This is a genomic window from Deferrisoma palaeochoriense (assembly GCF_054656955.1).
The window spans coordinates 1-17,301 of sequence record NZ_BAAHXI010000031.1 but is presented as its reverse complement, the minus strand read 5'-3'; the positions used below and the strand labels follow the sequence as shown (position 1 = coordinate 17,301).

General features: G+C 72.4%; 13 protein-coding genes. 8 read left to right on the top strand and 5 right to left on the bottom strand.

The genetic code is table 11. The features are described 5' to 3' along the window. The first annotated feature begins 13 nt into the window (after positions 1 to 13). Positions 14 to 1,561 carry an NHL repeat-containing protein gene (locus tag ACYQ8L_RS10060; RefSeq protein WP_459941662.1) on the top strand — a complete coding sequence of 516 codons (1,548 nt, stop codon included), beginning with the start codon at positions 14 to 16 and terminating at the stop codon, positions 1,559 to 1,561. Between the two features lie 269 nt (positions 1,562 to 1,830). Here the strand turns inward: ACYQ8L_RS10060 and ACYQ8L_RS10055 are convergent, their stop codons facing one another. Then, complete coding sequence (locus tag ACYQ8L_RS10055) at positions 1,831 to 2,289, bottom strand: DUF1640 domain-containing protein (RefSeq protein WP_459941661.1); 459 nt, start codon at positions 2,287 to 2,289, stop codon at positions 1,831 to 1,833. A 273-nt stretch (positions 2,290 to 2,562) separates the two neighbouring features. Between ACYQ8L_RS10055 and ACYQ8L_RS10050 the strand changes: the two genes are divergently transcribed. The 4 genes from ACYQ8L_RS10050 (at position 2,563) to ACYQ8L_RS10035 (ending at position 7,513) form a co-directional block, all read left to right on the top strand. Next, the gene (locus ACYQ8L_RS10050) at positions 2,563 to 3,642 is read left to right on the top strand and encodes a type IV pilus twitching motility protein PilT (RefSeq protein WP_459941660.1); all 1,080 of its coding nucleotides are present in this window, start codon (positions 2,563 to 2,565) and stop codon (positions 3,640 to 3,642) included. Then, on the top strand, positions 3,639 to 4,103 hold the full coding sequence (locus ACYQ8L_RS10045) for a hypothetical protein (RefSeq protein WP_459941659.1): 465 nt from the start codon (positions 3,639 to 3,641) through the stop codon (positions 4,101 to 4,103). The genes ACYQ8L_RS10050 and ACYQ8L_RS10045 overlap by 4 nt, the downstream gene beginning before the upstream one ends. A 73-nt stretch (positions 4,104 to 4,176) precedes the next feature. After that, positions 4,177 to 4,494 (top strand): divalent-cation tolerance protein CutA, encoded by a 318-nt coding sequence (gene cutA / locus ACYQ8L_RS10040; RefSeq protein ID WP_459941658.1) that lies wholly within the window; start codon positions 4,177 to 4,179, stop codon positions 4,492 to 4,494. A gap of 7 nt (positions 4,495 to 4,501) precedes the next feature. Next, positions 4,502 to 7,513: a UvrD-helicase domain-containing protein gene (locus ACYQ8L_RS10035; RefSeq protein WP_459941657.1), complete on the top strand. Its 3,012-nt coding sequence runs from the start codon at positions 4,502 to 4,504 to the stop codon at positions 7,511 to 7,513. A 235-nt stretch (positions 7,514 to 7,748) separates the two neighbouring features. On the opposite strand, the gene ACYQ8L_RS10030 is transcribed toward ACYQ8L_RS10035, so the two are convergent. The 4 genes from ACYQ8L_RS10030 to ACYQ8L_RS10015 all read right to left on the bottom strand — a co-directional run bounded on the left by ACYQ8L_RS10030 (position 7,749) and on the right by ACYQ8L_RS10015 (position 13,592). Continuing rightward, positions 7,749 to 9,797, bottom strand: a complete 2,049-nt coding sequence (locus ACYQ8L_RS10030; RefSeq protein ID WP_459941656.1) for a molybdopterin-dependent oxidoreductase — start codon at positions 9,795 to 9,797, stop codon at positions 7,749 to 7,751. A 218-nt stretch (positions 9,798 to 10,015) separates the two neighbouring features. Further along, complete coding sequence (locus tag ACYQ8L_RS10025; protein ID WP_459941655.1) at positions 10,016 to 11,554, bottom strand: ATP-binding protein; 1,539 nt, start codon at positions 11,552 to 11,554, stop codon at positions 10,016 to 10,018. A gap of 20 nt (positions 11,555 to 11,574) precedes the next feature. Further along, on the bottom strand, positions 11,575 to 12,369 hold the full coding sequence (locus tag ACYQ8L_RS10020) for an HDOD domain-containing protein (RefSeq protein WP_459941654.1): 795 nt from the start codon (positions 12,367 to 12,369) through the stop codon (positions 11,575 to 11,577). After that, positions 12,366 to 13,592, bottom strand: a complete 1,227-nt coding sequence (locus tag ACYQ8L_RS10015; RefSeq protein WP_459941653.1) for a hybrid sensor histidine kinase/response regulator — start codon at positions 13,590 to 13,592, stop codon at positions 12,366 to 12,368. Before ACYQ8L_RS10015 ends, ACYQ8L_RS10020 begins: the two co-directional genes overlap by 4 nt. A gap of 289 nt (positions 13,593 to 13,881) precedes the next feature. On the opposite strand from ACYQ8L_RS10015, the gene ACYQ8L_RS10010 reads away from it, so the two are divergent. The 3 genes from ACYQ8L_RS10010 to ACYQ8L_RS10000 are packed head-to-tail and all read left to right on the top strand — an operon-like array spanning position 13,882 to position 17,094. Beyond that, on the top strand, positions 13,882 to 14,958 hold the full coding sequence (locus ACYQ8L_RS10010; protein ID WP_459941652.1) for a 3-isopropylmalate dehydrogenase: 1,077 nt from the start codon (positions 13,882 to 13,884) through the stop codon (positions 14,956 to 14,958). After that, positions 14,945 to 16,069, top strand: coding sequence for a tetratricopeptide repeat protein (locus tag ACYQ8L_RS10005; RefSeq protein ID WP_459941651.1), 1,125 nt, complete (start codon positions 14,945 to 14,947; stop codon positions 16,067 to 16,069). Before ACYQ8L_RS10010 ends, ACYQ8L_RS10005 begins: the two co-directional genes overlap by 14 nt. A gap of 2 nt (positions 16,070 to 16,071) precedes the next feature. Next, complete coding sequence (locus ACYQ8L_RS10000) at positions 16,072 to 17,094, top strand: aspartate-semialdehyde dehydrogenase (protein WP_459941650.1); 1,023 nt, start codon at positions 16,072 to 16,074, stop codon at positions 17,092 to 17,094. Positions 17,095 to 17,301: the final 207 nt, after the last annotated feature.

The window sequence follows — 17,301 nt, the reverse complement described above, 5'->3', positions numbered from 1 at the left end:
GGAGACCGTTCGGATGGGTGGACGGATTGACGTGTGGACGCGGAGGGCCCTCGGGGCCGTTTTGTGCCTGGGGCTCGCGGGGGCGTTGCTCCTTTCCCTCAACGCCGGCGCGGCGGAGCTTTCGTGGCAACCGGGGTTTCCCATGCGGGCGGGGAACCAGGTGCTCCTTATGTGGCTCCCGGTGCCCGGTGCCCAGACCTACCGGGTGGTCCGGCGGGACCTGCGCACCCGGGAGGAGCGGACCTGGACGGTGACCGCGCCCCAGCACGTGGACCCCGAGGCGCCGCCCACGGCCACATACCTCTACACCGTCGAGGCCCTGGGGCCGGCCGGCGCTGTGCTCGCCACGTCGGAGCCCAAGAAGCTCGAGGGGTTCCGGCCCCTGGAACCGCCGGAGTGGGGCGGTCACTACGTGGAGGGCCGGAGCGTCCATCTAGTGTGGGGCGCCGTGGAGGGGGCGGTGTTCTACAACCTCTACCGGTCCAAACAGGGGGAGGAACCGGCGCTCCTCGCCTCGGTCCAGGACGTGAAGTACGTGGACGCCACGGTGGAGCCCGGTGCGACCTACACCTACACGGTGCGCGCCGTGGGGCTCCAGAGCCAGGAGTCGGCCGACTCGAAGCCCCTCTCCGTGCGGGTGGGGGAGGCCGGGGCGGCCGAGGGGGAGGCCAAGGCAACGCGGCGCACGGTGGAGGTGGCGGCGGTGTTCCGGGAGACCACCGCCTACCGCCTGAGGGAGCCCACGGATTTGACCTGGAGCGACCGGACGCTCTTCGTGACCGACCTGGGGAGCCGGTCGGTCGTGGCGCTCGACGGCGACGGGAACTTTCTCTACCGCTTTGCCACAGAGCCCCCGGGGTACGAGGGGGCCTGGGGCATCCCCTGGGGCATCGGAGTTTCGGACGACGGTGAGCGGATCGCGGTGACGTTCCTGCGGTCGCCCAACGTGCGGGTGTTTTCCCGCACCGGGGATCTCCTCTTGGACGTTCCCGTGCCGCCCCCCAAAGGGTACGAGGACTACCCCAAGCCGCCCCAGCCCATGGACGTGGCGCTGGACGCCGAGGGCGGCCTCTGGGTGACCGAGTACACCTTCGCCCAGGTGGTCCACCTGGGCCGGTCCGGCCGGGAGATCGGCCGGACCGGTATCCCTCGGCCTGCCGACGATGCCGGACCGTTCCGGAGCCCGACGTTCCTGGCGGCCCACACCCCCATGGGGCGGGTGGTCGTGGTGGATAGCCTGCTCGCGCGGCTTTTCGTGCTGGACCGGGACGGCCAGGTGGTGATCGACTGGACCCGAACCAAAACCCTGGAGGGTCCCCTGGATCTCCCCAAGGGAGTGTGCGTGACCCCCGCGGGCGACCTCCTGGTGGTGGACGGCATCCGCTCGAGCCTCCAGACCTTCTCGCTTTCTGGCGAGATCCGCGAGGTGTTCTACTCCCGCGACAAGGACTACCTCGACCTCCGGGGTCTCGTGTCGGCCGCCGTGGACCCCCGCACCGGCGACCTCTTTGCGCTCTCCAAGGTGGACAGCGCGATCTACCGGCTCCGCATCGTGCCGTGACGGTGGACCGGTCACGGGTGATTCCTTCAGTGACACGTGATCCGTGACGAGTGACGGGTTGTCGGCCCCAGGCGCACGAGCAACCACCTGCGGCCGACGAGCCGCAGGATGCCCCCCGTTCTTGGGGGGCTCACGCCACGCCCGCACCGCGCGCAGCGTTGTGGAGACGGGACCGGTGACGGGTGACGGGTGACGGACAGCGGGGCGTAAGGCGGCCGGTCCACGACGAACGGCCTGTTTCGGGGTGGGCTCGGGCTGGGGCCGCGTCGTCAGGGGAGAATCTTGATCAGCGCGACGATCACGCCGGCCTGGGCGATGAGGAGGCCGGTGACCCACCGCAGGGTGGACGCGTGGGTCCGGGCGATTTCGCCCCGGACCTTTTCGATCTCGACGGAGAGATCGGCGCGGACCCGCTCGATACTCAGGCGGTTTTCTTCGATGCGAGCGGTGAGGTCCGCGCGGACCTGTTCGATGCCCTTGGTGAGATCGGCCCGGACCTGCTCGATCTCCTTCGTAAGATCGGCCCGGACCTGTTCGATCTCCTTCGCAAGATCGGCGCGGACCTGTTCGATCTCCTTCTGGAGGGCGAGTTTCGTGGCCTCCAGGTGCTCCTCGGTGGCCACGTTGGCCGGGATGCGGTGCTCTAGGCGGTCGAAGGCCTCGGCCAGCGCCCGGGCCTTGACCTCGTCGTCTTTGAACGCCTGGTAGATGTCGAGGGCGATGGACACCGGAAACGCCTCTTGGGGGGGGAGTTCCTGGGATCACCTCGGGCCATGCTACCCGGCGGTTCGTGGATACGCAAGGGTAGGGGTGCTACGCCCGCGCCCCACGGCCTCCGGTCCTTCCCCCTGGCGCTCGTGGCGCGCGTTGCGTGAGGATCGGGAGCCGTTCCCCCCCTGCCTTTCTTTCCCCTTCAAGAAACACCCCCCTCCGGACGATTCGGTAGCGGGAGACGCCGGGCCGTCCGGCGGCCCGGCCGCCCAGCCGAGGAGGGTTCCCCCATGCCGAAACTCGACGCCTATTTCCGCGCCATGGTCCAGCAGGGCGCCTCGGACCTCCACCTTGTGGCCGGAAATCTGCCGGCCATGCGGATCCACGGCGAGCTCAAGAAGCTCAAGGCCGAGCCCTTGACGGACGAGGGGCTCCGGGAGCTCCTGCGGGAGATCGCCCCCGAGGATGCCTGGGCCCGGTTCGAGGAGACCGGCGACGTGGACTTCGCCTACGAGCTCGAGGGGGTGGCCCGGTTCCGGGCCAACTACTTCGTGCAGAAGTTCGGGGCGGCCGCGGTGTTCCGGACGATCCCCTCGAAGATCCTGACCTGCGAGGATCTGGGGCTCCCGGACGCCGTGCGCCGGCTGGCCGGGCTCCGAAAGGGGCTCGTGCTCGTGACCGGGCCCACGGGCTCGGGCAAGTCCACCACCCTGGCCGCCATCCTCGACGAGGCCAACCGCACCCGGCGGGACAACATCATCACCATCGAGGACCCCATCGAGTTCGTGCACCAGAGCCAGGGGTGCCTCGTGAGCCACCGGGAGGTGGGCACCCACACCCGCAGCTTCGCCACGGCGTTGCGGGCTGCCCTGCGGGAGGACCCGGACATCCTCCTGGTGGGGGAGATGCGCGACAAGGAGACGATCGCGCTTGCGATCGAGGCGGCGGCCACGGGGCACCTGGTGTTCGGCACGCTCCACACCCAGAACGCGGCGAAGACCGTGGACCGGGTGATCGAGGTGTTCACGGCCGAGGAACAACCCCAGATCCGCTCCACCCTGGCCGACAGCCTGAAGGCCGTGGTGGCCCAGAACCTCTTTCGCCGGGAGGACAAGCCGGGCCGGGTGGCGGCCCTGGAGGTGCTCATCGTGACCCCGGCCATCTCGAACCTGATCCGGGAGGGCAAGACGTACCAGATCCCCTCGGCCATCCAGACGGGCAAGAAGCACGGGATGCAGTCCCTGGAGACCGCGATCCTGGCGCTCCTGGAGCAGAAGATCATCTCGCCCCGAGAGGCCTACGAGAAGGCGGTGGTCAAGGAGCCCTTCCTCCGGTTCCTGTCGGAGGAGGAGCGGGAGGCCCTGGGATGAGCCGGCTCAGGGTGGAGAAGGTGCCCGTGCGGGTGCGGCTCGGCCTGGCCACGGGGGCCGTGCTCGAGGGCGAGGTGTTCGTGTCGCCGGTTTCGCCCCGGGGCTCCGGGCCCCAGGAGGTGTGGGAGCTCGTGGACGAGGCCGACCCGGTGCTTCCGTTTCGGTCGGCCGACGGGGAGTTCTGTCTGGTCGGAGCCGCGCAGATCGCCATGATCGAAAGGGAAGACCCGGCCCCCGCGTCCGCCTGGGTCCGGGCCGTGGCCGTGCGGGTGGAGCTGGCCGGGGGCCACGCCGTGGCGGGGGACCTCCTGCTCGAGGCCGAGGGCCGGCCCGTGGACGCGTTGCGGGCGCCGGGGGCGTGGCTCTTGGTGCGGGCCGGGGGCCGTGCCCTCTGGGTCCGGAAGGCCCACCTCGGCGCGGTGCGGTTCCGGAACGAGGGGCCGCCGCCTCCGGGCCCATGAACGGTCGCCCCGCGTGTGGTAGAGTGGGGGTTCGCACGCCCGGCGGCCGGACCGCCCCGCGAAGGAGGGTGCCATGACGGACTGCGTGTGGATCTATGTGACCGTACCCAGCCGGGAGGAGGGGCTGCGGATCGGGCGGGCCCTGGTGGAGGAGCGGCTCGCGGCCTGCGCCAACGTGCTCCCGGGTTTGACATCCGTGTACTGGTGGGAGGGGGAGGTCCAGGAGGACCCCGAGGCCGCCCTGGTCCTGAAATCCCGGGCCGACCTCGTGGAGCGGCTCACGGAGAGGGTTCGGGAGCTCCACCCCTACTCGTGCCCGTGCGTGGTGGCGCTTCCCATCGCGGCCGGAAACCCCGCCTTCCTCGACTGGATCCGCGCCGAGACCCGGTGACCCGGCCGTGGAGTTCCTGGCCGACCTCCACATCCACTCCCGGTTCTCCCGGGCCACCAGCCGGTCCCTGAACCTCCCGGAGCTCCACGCCTGGGCCCAGCGCAAGGGGCTCTACCTCGTGGGCACGGGGGACGTGACCCACCCGGCCTGGTTCGCCGAACTCTCCGACCAGCTCGTGGAGGCCGAGCCCGGGCTCTACCGCCTGCGGGACCCCCTGGCCCGGGAGGCCGACGCCGGGGTGCCGGCGGCGTGCCGGGGGCCGGTGCGGTTCGTGCTCCAGGGCGAGGTGAGCTGCATCTACAAGCACGGCGGCGCGGTGCGAAAGGTCCACCACGTGGTGTTCCTGCCCCACCTGGAGGCCGCCGGCCGGTTCCTGGCAGCCCTCGACCGCCTGGGGCACGTGCGCTCCGACGGCCGCCCGATCCTGGGCCTCTCGAGCCGGCAGGTGCTCGAGATCCTCCTGGAAACCGCCCCCGGCGCGTTTCTCGTGCCGGCCCACGTCTGGACCCCCTGGTTCTCGATCCTGGGCTCCCGCTCGGGCTACGACGCGGTGGAGGCGTGCTTCGAGGACCTGGCCGGCGAGGTGTTCGCCCTGGAGACCGGGCTCTCCTCGGACCCGGCCATGAACTGGCGGGTCTCGGCCCTGGACCGGTTCGCCCTGATCTCCTCGTCCGACGCTCATTCCGCCGCCAACCTCGGCCGGGAGGCCTGCCGATTCGCCCTCGATCCCTCCTTCGGGGCGTTGCGCCGGGCCCTCGAGGCCCCGGGCCGGCCCGGGCTCCTGGGCACCCTCGAGTTCTTCCCCGAGGAGGGCAAGTACCACCTGGACGGCCACCGAAAATGCGGGGTGCGGCTCACGCCGGCCGAGACCCGGGAGCTTGGCGGCCGGTGCCCGGCGTGCGGCGGCCGGCTCACGGTGGGGGTGCTCCACCGGGTGGAGGAGCTCGCCGACCGTCCGCCCGGGGCGAGGCCCCCCGGGGCGAAGCCCTTCCAAACCCTGGTCCCCCTGGCCGAGGTGGTGGCCGAAGCCCTGGGGACCGGGCCCCGCACGAAGCGGGTGGGACGGGTCCTGGGCCGGCTGGCCCGGGAGGCGGGGCCGGAGCTCCCGATCCTGTTGCGGGCCGACCCCGGGGAGGTGGCCCGGGCGGCCGGCCCGGTGGTGGCCGAGGCCGTGGGGCGGGTGCGCGAGGGGAGGGTGCACGTGGAGGGGGGCTACGACGGGGCGTTCGGGGTGGTGCGGATCTTCTCGCCCGAGGAGCGCCGGGAGATCGAGCGGCAGGGGGTCTTGTTCGCCCCCGGGACCGCCGAGGAGCCACCGCAGGGGGGGGCGGTTCCGCCCGCCGCGTCGCGGCCGCCGGAGGTGTTCGTCCCCCGGTCGGAGGACCGGACCGGCGGCGACCTCGACCCGGAACAGGAGGCCGCCGTCGCCGCTCCGGCCGGGCCGCTGCGGATCGTGGCCGGGCCGGGCACGGGGAAGACCCGGACCCTGGTGGAGCGGATCGCCCGGCGGGTGACCCGGGGCGAGGTGGACCCGGACCGGGGGCTCGCCGTGACGTTCACGAACCGGGCCGCCGACGAACTGGCCGGGCGTCTGGGGGGGGCGCTCGGCGGGGAAAGGATCCGGGTCTCCACATTACACAAGCTTGCCCTCGAGATCCTAAGGGAAGCACCGGAGACCGCGGGGCTTCCGGGCGGATTTCGCCTCCTCGACCGGGACGAGGCCCTGGCCGTGTTCCAGGAGGCCACGGGCCTGGGCCGGCGGGAGGCCGCCGCGGCGGCCGAGGCCCTGAGCCGGGCCCGCCGCAGCGGGGCGCCCCTTGGCGCCGGCCTGGCCGAGGCGGCCCGGGCCTACGAGGCGGCGCTGACCCGGCGGGGCGCCCTGGACCTGGACCAGCTGGTCCTCCGGGCGGCCGAGGCGCTGGAGGCGGACGGGGCCCTCCGGGAGGCCTGGCGGGCGCGGGCCGGCTGGGTGGCGGTGGACGAGTTCCAGGACCTCGACCCGGTCCAGTACCGGCTGCTGCGCGCGCTCGTGCCGTCCGACGGCGACCTCACCGTGATCGGCGATCCCGACCAGTCGATCTACGGGTTCCGGGGGGCGGACCCGGGGCTGTTCGACCGGCTCGCCGCCGAGGACCCCGGGCTTCGCACGGTGCGGCTCCGGCGCACCTACCGGTGCTCGCCCGAGATCCTTCGGGCGGCCGGGGCGGCCCTGGGACGGGACGGCCTCGTGTCGGCGGCCCCGCCGGGGCCGGCCGTGCGGCTCGTGGACCTCGCGACCGACCGGGACGAGGCCGCGTGGATCGCCCGGGAGATCGAGGGGCTCCTGGGCGGGACTTCCCACCGGAGCCGGTGGGGGGCGCTCCAGTCGGCCGCGGCCCACGGGTTCGGGGACGTGGCCGTTTTGGTGCGCACCCGGGCCCAGGCGGCCGTGATCGCCGAGGCCCTGGAGCGGCAGGGGTTTCCGGTGCAGGCCGGCGAGGCCGTGGGGCCGGGCTGGCGCCGGGTGCGCGACCGGCTGCGGCGGGCCGATGCGGGGGCCCCGGCCCTGGACGCCGCCCGTGCGGCGCTGGAGGCCGAAGGGGTCGATCCGGAGGCGGTGGAGGCGACGGCGTGGCTTGCGGCCGCCGCCGGCTGCCGGGCGGTGGGGGAACTCCTCGACCGGGCCGCCCTGGCCGAGGCGGGCGACGCGTACCGGCCCGGGGACCGGATCGCGGTGCTCACCCTCCACGCCGCCAAGGGGCTCGAGTTTCCCGTGGTGTTCGTCGCCGGGTGCGAGGACGGGCTCCTGCCCTACCGGGCGCCCGGGCGGGAGGGCGACCGGGAGGAGGAGCGAAGGCTCCTCTACGTCGGCATGACCCGGGCCCGGGAGGTGCTGGTGCTCACCCGGGCGCGGGAGCGCCGGCTCTACGGGGAGCGGCGCCGGCCCGGGGAGAGCCCGTTCCTAGAGGGCGTGGCGTGTGTGGAGCGGATCTCGGTGGCCGGGGGACCCCGCCCGCCCCGGCAGCTCACCTTGTTCTGAGAGGCGGGGCCGGGGGGAGCTCACCTCCGCGAGGGAAGAGCCGGGGCAGGTCCCGGCGCGGGAGCGCCCCCCGGGCCGGATGTCAGGTGTCAGAGGACAGAGGACGGGGTGGTTCTGACCCCTGTCCTCTGAATTCTGACCCCTGGCATGGGGACCGGCTGATACACGGACGTCCCAGGGAATGTCAGCCGCCTCGCCGCCAAGCAGCCCAGCCGCCCAGCGGTCGTCCCGCCCGTCATCCCTCCGCCGGTTCGATCTCCACGGGGTGGGGCCGGCCGTCGGCCGGCACCACCCGCCGGGCCGAGGCGCCGGGGCCGGCCTCCCGCCACCAGGCGGTCCCGTCCGCCGGTTCGGCGTGGCCGTAGCCGTCGGGCAGCACGGCGGCCCGGGGGTGGAGGCCCTGGACGACCCGGGCCGGGAACCGGGCCTCTCCGGCGTCGGACCGGACGAGCACCTCGGCGCCGTCGGGCACCCCGGCCCCGGCCGGCACCCAGGCCTCCGCGTGGGGGGCGATCTCCCGGCCCCGCCGGGTACCCGCGTAGGTGCGGGGGAGCACCGCCGGGGCCTCGACCCGGGCCAGGAACCCCTCGGTGGGCACCTCGGGCGGGGTCAGGCGGTGGGCCAGCCGGGCGGATTCGAGGGGGTTCGGGGCCTTGGGCTCCTCGGCCACCCACACCCCCCGGCGGGCCAGGGCCTGGAGGCTCCCCGGGCCCCAGGATTTCCGGAGCAGTTCATCGAGCACGTCCCGCACCGTGGCGGGCAGTTCGGGGCCCGGCCGCCGCCGGGCGAGGTCCAGGAGCACGTCGGGGATGCCCCGGGCCTCCCCCAGGGGTCGGGGCCAGGGCTCGAAGAGCGAGAGGTGCTCCGCCGCCGGGTCCTTGAGCTTGTCCGGCTCGGAGTCGGGCCGGGTGGCCGGCTGCTGGAGGGCGAGGTACGGCCGGCCGTCGGGGAGCGCTCCCTCCACGAGGTCCCAGCACTCGTAGGCCGTGGCCAGGGGCAGCACGAGGTCTGCGAGCCGGGCCGTCTCGGTCAGGTGGGTGTCGAGGGCCACCACGAGCCCCACCCGCTCGGGATCCGCCAGGGCCCGGGCCACGGCGTCGGGCCGGGGGCCGTCGTAGGCCGGGTTGGCCTCGGCCGCGAGGTAGAGGTCCAGCGTCTCGCCGCCGGACAGGAACGCCTCCCACCACTCGGCGGGCGCGGTCTCGGCCCGTGCCGGGGTCGTGAAGTAGGGGCCGCGGGCGGTCTGGACGCCGCCGGGGCGGTTCACGTTCCCCACGATATGATTGAGGAGCGCGGCCGCCGCGGCCTCGGGCGTGCCGGGCGCGGCCACGGCCACCGAGGGTCGGCGCCCGGCGAAGGTCAGCGCCAGGCGCCGGAGGCGCTCGGGCCCGATGCCGGTGCGCTCCGCCACGGTTCCGGCGTCGTAGGGGCGAAGGGCCTCGGCCAGGGCGTCGGGGAACTCCGGGGTCCGCTCGCGCAGGAACTCGGCGTCCACCTCGCCCTCGTCCCAGAGGATGCGCGCCATGCCCAGGGCTACCCAGGCCGCCGCGGCCGGGGGTACCGGGACCCACTCGCACACCGAGCCCGTGGCCCCCACGGCCTCGGCGAAGAGCACCGCCCGGGCCCCCCGGGCCCGCGCCTCCACGAGGCTTCGGGCAAGCGGCACCCGGAACCGGCCGTCCAGGATCGGCGCCCCGAGGAGGTACACGGTTTCGGCCCGCCGGAGATCGGGGTCGGCCACCGGCGCCCCGTAGAGGTCGGCGTCGGAGTCCGGGCCCGGCCGGCCCGGAAGCCGGCGGTCGAGGAGCACCCGCTCCCACCCGATCCGGTCCTGGAGGTCGCCCGCCAGGAACCGGTCCATGGAGAGGTGCAAGACGGCCCGGCCGTCGAGCGCCGCGGCGATCCGGTCCAGGGCCTCGGCCCAGGAGATCGGCTCCCACCGGCCCGACCCCCGGGGGCCGGCCCGCCGGAGCGGCCGAAGCACCCGGTCGGGGGCGTAGAGCCGCTCGAGCTCGGCATAGGCCCGGGCGCACAGGCCCCCTTCGTTGGTTGGAGACCCCCGGTTCCCCTCGATCTGTACCACCCGATCGCCGTCGCGAGACGCGATCACCGCGCACCGGGCGGGGCACATGCCGCACAGGGTCGGGAGGGGGTTCCGGTACTTCCGGAGGCTTCGATGGGGCGCGGCGCCCTTGGGCCGGGCGACGGCAAACGCGGGGAGGGCGGCGCCGGCCGCTCCGGCCGCGCCGAGTTTCAGAAACGACCTACGGTCCCAACGGTTCACGGGGCCCTCCTCCTCGCAGCGGGGCCGGGGTGCCGGCCGGCGGACTTTGTGGGGGTTGGCACGAGATCCGTAGGGTACGGGGGGGACGGTAGCGAAGTCAATTCCGGCTGGGCGGCTGGGCAGCTGGGCGGCTAGGCGGCCAGGCGGCTGGGCGGCGCCGGGTCCGGAGCTTTCGGGGGGAGCGTCCGCGCGTCCCAACGTCCTCGCGTCCGCACGCGCTAGTTCGCCTCCAGCGGCAGGTAGAACGAGAACGTGCTCCCCACCCCGGGTTCGCTCCGGACCCAGATGCGGCCGCCGTGGAGCTCCACCAGGTTCTTGGCGATGGTGAGCCCCAGGCCCGAGCCGGCCTCGGTCTTCCGGGTGGGGGGCTCGGCCTGGTGAAACTTCTGGAACACCCGGTCCACGTCCTCGGGCCGGATGCCCCGGCCCTGGTCCTCCACCTCGACCACGGCCGCCGTCACGCCGCCCGCGGCCGGGGGCTCGGGCGCGGAAGGGTCTTGCGGGTCGAGCCGGGCCGTGCGGGTCCGCACCCGGATCGTGCCCCGGTCGCTGAACTTCACCGCGTTGTCCAGCAGGTTGTAGAGCACCCGGAGCACGAGGGTCTCGTCCGCCGGCACCGGGGGGACGTCCATGGGCTCGAAGACGAGCTCGAGGCCCTTCTCGGCGGCCCGGGGCCGCACCGAGCGCACCGCCGCCGAGACGAGCTCGTTCAGGTCGAGGGCCTCCCGTTCGGGTTCCAGGGTGCCGGCCTCGATGTCCATGAGGCAGAAGATGTTCTCGAGGATCGACTGGAGGTGCTTTCCGTTGGCCGCGATGAGCTCGAGGTCGGTGCGGTGCTCGGGGTCGAGCCGGGGCCCGAGTTCCTGCAGGAGGAGCCCGGCGTACCCGATGATGGCATTGAGCGGGGTTTTGAGCTCGTGGTTGATGTTGTTCAGGAACTCATCCTTGACCCGGTTGGCTTCCTCGAGCCTCACGTTCTGGACCTGGAGCTCCTCCAGCGCGGCCTCGAGTTCCCGGGTCCGGGCCGCCACCCGCTCGTGGAGCGAGCGGTTTTGGGCTTCGAGCGCGGCCCGGGCCTGGGCGAGCTCCCGGTTGGCCGTTTCGAGCCGCCGGGTGCGCTCGCGCACCTGGGCCTCGAGCCGTCGGTTGGCCCGGCGGACCTCCTCGAACAGGAGGGCGTGGGAGACGGCCACGGCCAGGTGGCTCGCCAAGATGGCCCAGAACCGGGCGTTGTGAAGGTCGAGGCCCCCGGGGTCGGGGTGGCTCAAGTTGAGCACCCCCACGCACCGGCCCTGGGCCACGAGGGGGAACGTCGCAAGCGACCCCACCGGCACGCCCCCCGGCACGGGCACGAACCGGGGGTCTTCGGCGGCGCGCTCCAGGAGCGCCGGCTCTCCGGCCGCGGCGCACCACCCGGCGACCCCCTCCCCCGGCGAGAACATCCGCCGGGGATGGCCGTCGGGGCCGTAGTAGGCGGGCGCCCGGTCGCCCCTGGAGGCCGCCACGGCGAGCACGAGCTCCCCTTCGGCCTCCCGCGCGAGGAGCACCGAGGCGTTTCGGGCCCGGGACAGCCGAAACACCTTTCCCAGGGCGTAGGAGATCAGGCGCTCCAGGTCGGCCGAGCGCTCGAACAGGGCTCCCAAATCCCGGAGCACCCCGAGTTCCTCGGTGCGGGCCTCGAGCTCTCGGGTGGCCGAGCGAAGCGCCTGGGCGAAAAGCTCCTGCTTGTGCTCCGTGGTCGGAACGGTGTCGGGCATCGGGGCCTCTCCCGGTGGGGTCAAACGAGGGCCTCCACGAAGGCCTCGGCCGCCCCCCGCCGCGCGTCCAGGTGGCGCGCCAAATCCTCCTCCAGGGCCGGGGGCAGGTCGGAGGGCTCGGGCGATCCTCCCGCCGCCCGGTTGGCCGCGGCCACCACCGACTGGGCCGGCCGGAGTTCGGCCCGGAGCGCCGGGCCGTGGTGGAACCCGGCCAGGGCCGCGGTGCCGGGGGGGAAGTTCCACGCCTCGAGGAGCGCCCGGCCCGCTGCCGCGTGATCCTCGCCGAACCGCTCCTCCTCGGCGGCCCGAAGTTCCGGTCCCGAGCGTTCGGCGAGTTCCGAGGCGTAGGCCTCGGCCGCTTCGGACAGAAACCAGAACTTCCCCAGGTCGTGGACGAGCCCGGCGACGAACAGGGCGTCGGGCTCGAACCCGGTCACGGGATGCCGCCGGCCCAGAAACCGGCAGCCCTCGGCCGCGAGGTAGCTGTGGACCCAGAGGGCGCGCACGGAAGCGGGCGGGGGGTCTTTCCAGAGGTCCATCACGGCCGTGGCCAGGGCCAGGGCCTGCACCGTGGTGGCCCCCAGGAGCACCACGGCCCGGTCCAGCCGGTCGACCCGGCCGGGAAATCCGTAGTAGGCCGAGTTGGCGAGCCGCAGCACACGGGCCGAAACGGGGGGGTCGTGCTCCAACGTGCCGACCACGTCGGCGATCTCAAACTCGGGGGACGCGAACAGGGCGACGATGCGCGCCGCCACGGCCGGCAGGGTGGGAAGGGCCTTGGGAAGAGGCCGGGCGGGGTGGGTCGCGCCGATCAAGGGGTGCCCTTGGGAGCCCGGCCGCCGCCCTGGCGGGCCGGCGGAAGATGAAGCCGAAACGTGGACCCGTGGCCCGGTAGGGTTCGCACCTCGATCCGGCCGCCCAGGTCGTCCACGATCTGCTTGACGATGTAGAGCCCGAGCCCCGTGCCCCGGCCCTTGGGTTTGGTGGTGAAGAACGGCGTGAACAGCCGGTCCTGGTACTCGGGCGCGATCCCCGTTCCCGTATCGGTCACCGAGAGCGCGATGTGCCCGTCATCCAGCGTCGCCTTCACGAGCACCTGGGCCTCGGCCCCGGGCTGGGCCTCCAGCTTCTCCCTGACGGCCTGGGCCGCGTTCCGGATCAGGTTCACCAGGGCGTGCTGGATGTGGTCGGGGCTCGCCCAGAGGGGGGGCAGCCCGGGATCGACCTCGACCTGGAGATCGATCCCGGCCTTTCGGATCTCGTACTGGGTGACCACGAGCGCGTCCTCCACCGCCTGCCCCACCGGCAGGAGCGCCCGTTCGGCCTCCGACGGCCGGGCGAACGAGGTCAGGCCCGAGGCGAGCCGCTGCAGCCGCGACACGTTACGGGCGATCACCTCGAGGTGGCGGCGAGCCGAGTCCGCCTCGCCGGTCTTCTGGAGCAGAATCTCCACGGCCGCCGCGATCGAGGCCAGGGGGTTGTTGATCTCGTGGGCGAACCCGGCGGCCATCTCGCCGATGGTGGCCAGTTTGTCCCCGTGGCGCATGCGCTCGTGGGTCACCTGGAGCTCGGTCAGGCTCGATTCCAGGCGGTCCACCAGGCGGCGGGCGTGCTCCCGCAGGTAGACCCGTTCGTCCGCCGGCTGGATCCGGTCGCGTTTGCCCCGCAGGTAGGAGCGGACCTGGGAGGGGAACGTGTCGGGGGCGATGGGTTTGGGGATGTAGCCGTCACACCCGGCGGCCAGCGACCGCTTGCGGTCGTGGGCCATCGAGTTCACGGTCACGGCCACCACCGGGATCCGGTCGAGGCCCGGGATCGCCTTGAGCTTGGTGGCCGTCTCGTACCCGTCCATCCCGGGCAGGTTGATGTCGAGCAGGATGAGGTCCAGGCGGTCCCGCTCCTCGATCGCTTTCCGCACGCCTTCGAACCCGTCGCGGGCGTGGAGCACCTCGTACCCCTGATCTCGGAGCATGCGCTCCACGAGCCGGTAGTTGGCCGGGTTGTCTTCCACGTACAGGATGCGATGGGCAACGGACACGGCCTCTTCTCCGCGGTGACCCCCCGCGGGAAATCGGACGAACGACATCTTAGCCAAACGAAACCCCGAATGTAAAGAGAAGAACACGTGTTTTTGGCTGTGCGAAAAACAGACGCAAGGGGTCTACACTCAGACCGGACCGTGGCCTCTCCGGTTCCAGTCGGTGGGCCGGCCCGCGGGCCCAGGGTTTGGTCATCCCAAAGAAGATTTACGTTTGACTCGCCGATCGGAGGCCGTGTATTTCTAGCCGCTTTCCAGCACCCCACTCGATCGAAACGACGGAGGCAGCATGGCGGCGAAAGAGTATCGGATCGCGGTGATCCCCGGCGACGGAACCGGCCCCGAGGTGGTGGAACAGGCGCTTCGGGCCCTCGAGGCGGCCTCGAGGCGATTTGGGTTTGGGTACAAGACGAAGACGTACCCGTTCGGCGGCGACCATTACCTGAAAACCGGGGAGACCCTGCCCGACGGCGCCGTCGAGGAACTGCGGGGCGCCGACGCGATCCTGTTGGGGGCCATCGGGCACCCCGACGTGAAGCCGGGGATCCTGGAACAGGGGATCCTTTTGAAGCTTCGGTTTTCGTTGGACCAATATGTGAATCTGCGGCCCGTGAAGCTCTATCCGGGCGTGTACACCCCCATCAAAGACAAGGGCCCCGACGACATCGACTTCGTGGTGGTCCGGGAGAACACCGAGGGGCTCTACGTGGGAGCGGGCGGGTTTCTACGAAAGGGCTCCCCCGACGAGGTGGCCATCCAGGAGTCGATCAACACCCGGAAGGGCGTCGAGCGGTGCATCCGGTTCGCGTTCGAGTACTGCCGGCGCCGCAACAAGAGGAAGAAGGTGACCCTGGTCGGCAAGACCAACGTGCTGACCTACGCCTTCGACCTGTGGGAACGGGCGTTCAACGAGGTGGGGGCCGAGTACCCCGACATCGAGCGCGACTACGCCCACGTGGACGCGGCCTGCATGTGGATGGTGAAAAACCCGGAGTGGTTCGACGTGATCGTCACCGACAACATGTTCGGCGACATCATCACCGACCTGGGGGCCATGATCCAAGGGGGGATGGGCATCGCCGCGGGCGGCAACATCAACCCCGAGGGGGTGAGCATGTTCGAGCCGATCGGCGGTTCGGCCCCGAAGTACACGGGAAAGAATGTGATCAACCCCCTGGCCGCCATCTGCGCCGCCGCCATGATGCTCGACACCCTGGGCGAGGCCGAGGCGGCCCGGGCCATCGAGGACGCGGTGCAGTGGGTCACGGCCACCAAGCTCAAGAGCCTCTCGGCCGGCCAGATGGGCTTCACCACCTCGGAGGTGGGCGATCTCGTGGTGGGGCGGATTCTGGGTGAGGAAGGCTGATCGGACCGGTATCTTCTTGCGGCGCGGTAGGGGGCACGGGCCCGGGTGGTGGCTTGCCGCGCTTTGGTTGGCCGCGGGGTGCGTCGCTCCCGGCCCCGTCCGGGAGGCCGGTGACCCGCCGCTCCGCCGGATCACGGCCCGGGTGGTGCGGCCGCCCGAGGTGAACCTTTACGACCGGAGGGTCGAGGTCCTCGGGGTGATCCCCTTCGAGGGCCCCGAGGGGAAGGCGCTGGCCCGGGACCTGGCCCGGCAGTTGGCCCGGACCGGGGCGTTTCACGTGGTGGGCCCCGACGACATGGAAGAGCGCCTCATGCGTGCGGGGCTCGCGGTGCGGTGGGACGAGTCACCCAACGCCCTGCGATGGGTCCACGCCCGCACCGGGGTGGACGCCGTGGTGGGCGGCCGGGTGGCCGAGTTCCGGGTGGAGGGATTCGAGGAGGAGAAGTTCACCTGGACCCCGACCCCCACGGGCGAGTTCGTGTTCGAGCAGACCGAGGAGGGGAAGATCGCCTATCGGGAGCGGGTGGAGTACCGCCCCGTGCCGCTGTTCTGCCGGACCGATCTCGGGACCGTGGGGGCCGAGTACCGGGTGTGGGACCTGAAGCGCGGCGAGGTGGTCGCCACCCTGCCCCGGGCCCTCACCACCGAGGTGCCGTCGTTCTGCTACCGGGGCGACGTGCCCGCCGGCCTGATCCGGGCCGCCCAGGGGCGGCTCCTGCAGCGCCTGTTCGGCCAGCTCAACCGGCGGGTGCTGGGGGCCCTGGTGCCGGACCACGAGCGGCGGGAGGTGGCCTTCGAGGTGGTGGGGCTCGGGGTGAGCCGGGCGCTGGTGCACGCCAACGAGCTGGGCATCCTCCACGCGAGCCAGGGCCGGTGGCGGGAGGCCGTGGAAACGTGGGAGGAGTGCGTGCGCCTTGCCCCCGAGGCGCCGTGGGCCCGGTACAATCTGGCCGTGGCCTTGGCGGCCGTGGGCCGGGTGACCGAGGCCCGGCGCGAGGCCCGGGAGGCCTGGATCCGGGCTCCCCGGCCGGCGTATAAGAGGCTTCTTCTGGAACTGGGAGGGGCGGAGGATCTCAGGGGACCAAAGCGCAGCGGAACGGGAGAGGAATGAGGATGAAGCGTACGTACAACGTTGCGGTGGTTGGAGCCACGGGCGCCGTGGGAACCGAGATGATCCGGGTGCTGGAGGAGCGGGAGTTCCCGGTGGCCGAACTGCGGCCCCTGGCCTCGGCCCGGAGCGCCGGCACCGAGGTGCGGTTCCGGGGCGAGGCCGTGCGGGTGGCCGAGCTCACGGAGGGGAGCTTCGAGGGGATCGACATCGCGCTCTTCTCGGCCGGGGGTTCGGTGAGCGCCCGGTTCGCCCCGGCGGCGGCCGCGGCGGGCGCCGTGGTGGTGGACAACACGAGCCACTTCCGCATGGACCCCGACGTGCCCCTGGTGGTGCCCGAGGTGAACCCCCACGCCATCGCCGGGTACCCGAAGCGGGGCATCATCGCGAACCCCAACTGCTCCACCATCCAGATGGTGGTGGCCCTCAAGCCCCTCCACGACCGGGCCCGCATCCGGCGGATCGTGGTGAGCACCTACCAGGCCGTTTCGGGCACCGGCAAGCGGGCCATCGAGGAGCTCGAGCGCCAGAGCCGGGAACTGCTGAACTTCCGGGAGCCCACCCGGGATGTCTACCCGCACCAGATCGCGTTCAACTGCCTGCCCCACATCGACGTCTTCCTGGAGAACGGCTACACCAAGGAAGAGATGAAGATGGTCAACGAGACCAAGAAGATCTTCGAGGACGACACGGTGCGGGTCACGGCCACCACGGTGCGGGTGCCGGTGTTCTACGGCCACTCCGAGGCCGTGAACGTGGAGTTCGAGCAGAAGATCACGGCCGACGAGGCGCGGGCCCTCCTGGAGGCCGCGCCCGGCGTGGTGGTGGTGGACGACCCCAAGGCCAACCGGTACCCCATGCCCATCGACGCGGCCGGCAAGGACCCGGTGTACGTGGGCCGGATCCGGGAGGACGAGAGCATTGAGAACGGGCTGAACCTCTGGGTGGTCGCCGACAACATCCGGAAGGGCGCGGCCCTAAACGCCGTGCAGATCGCCGAGATCCTGATCCGGGACTACCTGGGGTAGGACGGCGAAACGGGGATCGCGCAATGAAACGGCCCCCCGGAAGCCCCGGGGGGCCGTTTTTGATACCAACGCCAGATCTCCGGTGTTGCTACGGGCACCAACGGGTGGGGGTTGGGGGAGAGCCGGGTTCCGCACTCACGCCCGGCGCTCCACCAGGCCCCTTGCCGGGCCCCCGGGATGAGTGTCCGTCCGAACGCAGCTTGGTAT

Bases quoted from the DNA above. Each gene is read 5' to 3' on its own strand.
- ACYQ8L_RS10060 (WP_459941662.1), top strand. From the start codon at position 14: ATGGGTGGACGGATTGACGTGTGGACGCGGAGGGCCCTCGGGGCCGTT.
- ACYQ8L_RS10050 (WP_459941660.1), top strand. From the start codon at position 2,563: ATGCCGAAACTCGACGCCTATTTCCGCGCCATGGTCCAGCAGGGCGCC.
- ACYQ8L_RS10045 (WP_459941659.1), top strand. From the start codon at position 3,639: ATGAGCCGGCTCAGGGTGGAGAAGGTGCCCGTGCGGGTGCGGCTCGGC.
- cutA (WP_459941658.1), top strand. From the start codon at position 4,177: ATGACGGACTGCGTGTGGATCTATGTGACCGTACCCAGCCGGGAGGAG.
- ACYQ8L_RS10025 (WP_459941655.1), bottom strand. From the start codon at position 11,554: ATGCCCGACACCGTTCCGACCACGGAGCACAAGCAGGAGCTTTTCGCC.
- ACYQ8L_RS10010 (WP_459941652.1), top strand. From the start codon at position 13,882: ATGGCGGCGAAAGAGTATCGGATCGCGGTGATCCCCGGCGACGGAACC.
- ACYQ8L_RS10000 (WP_459941650.1), top strand. From the start codon at position 16,072: ATGAAGCGTACGTACAACGTTGCGGTGGTTGGAGCCACGGGCGCCGTG.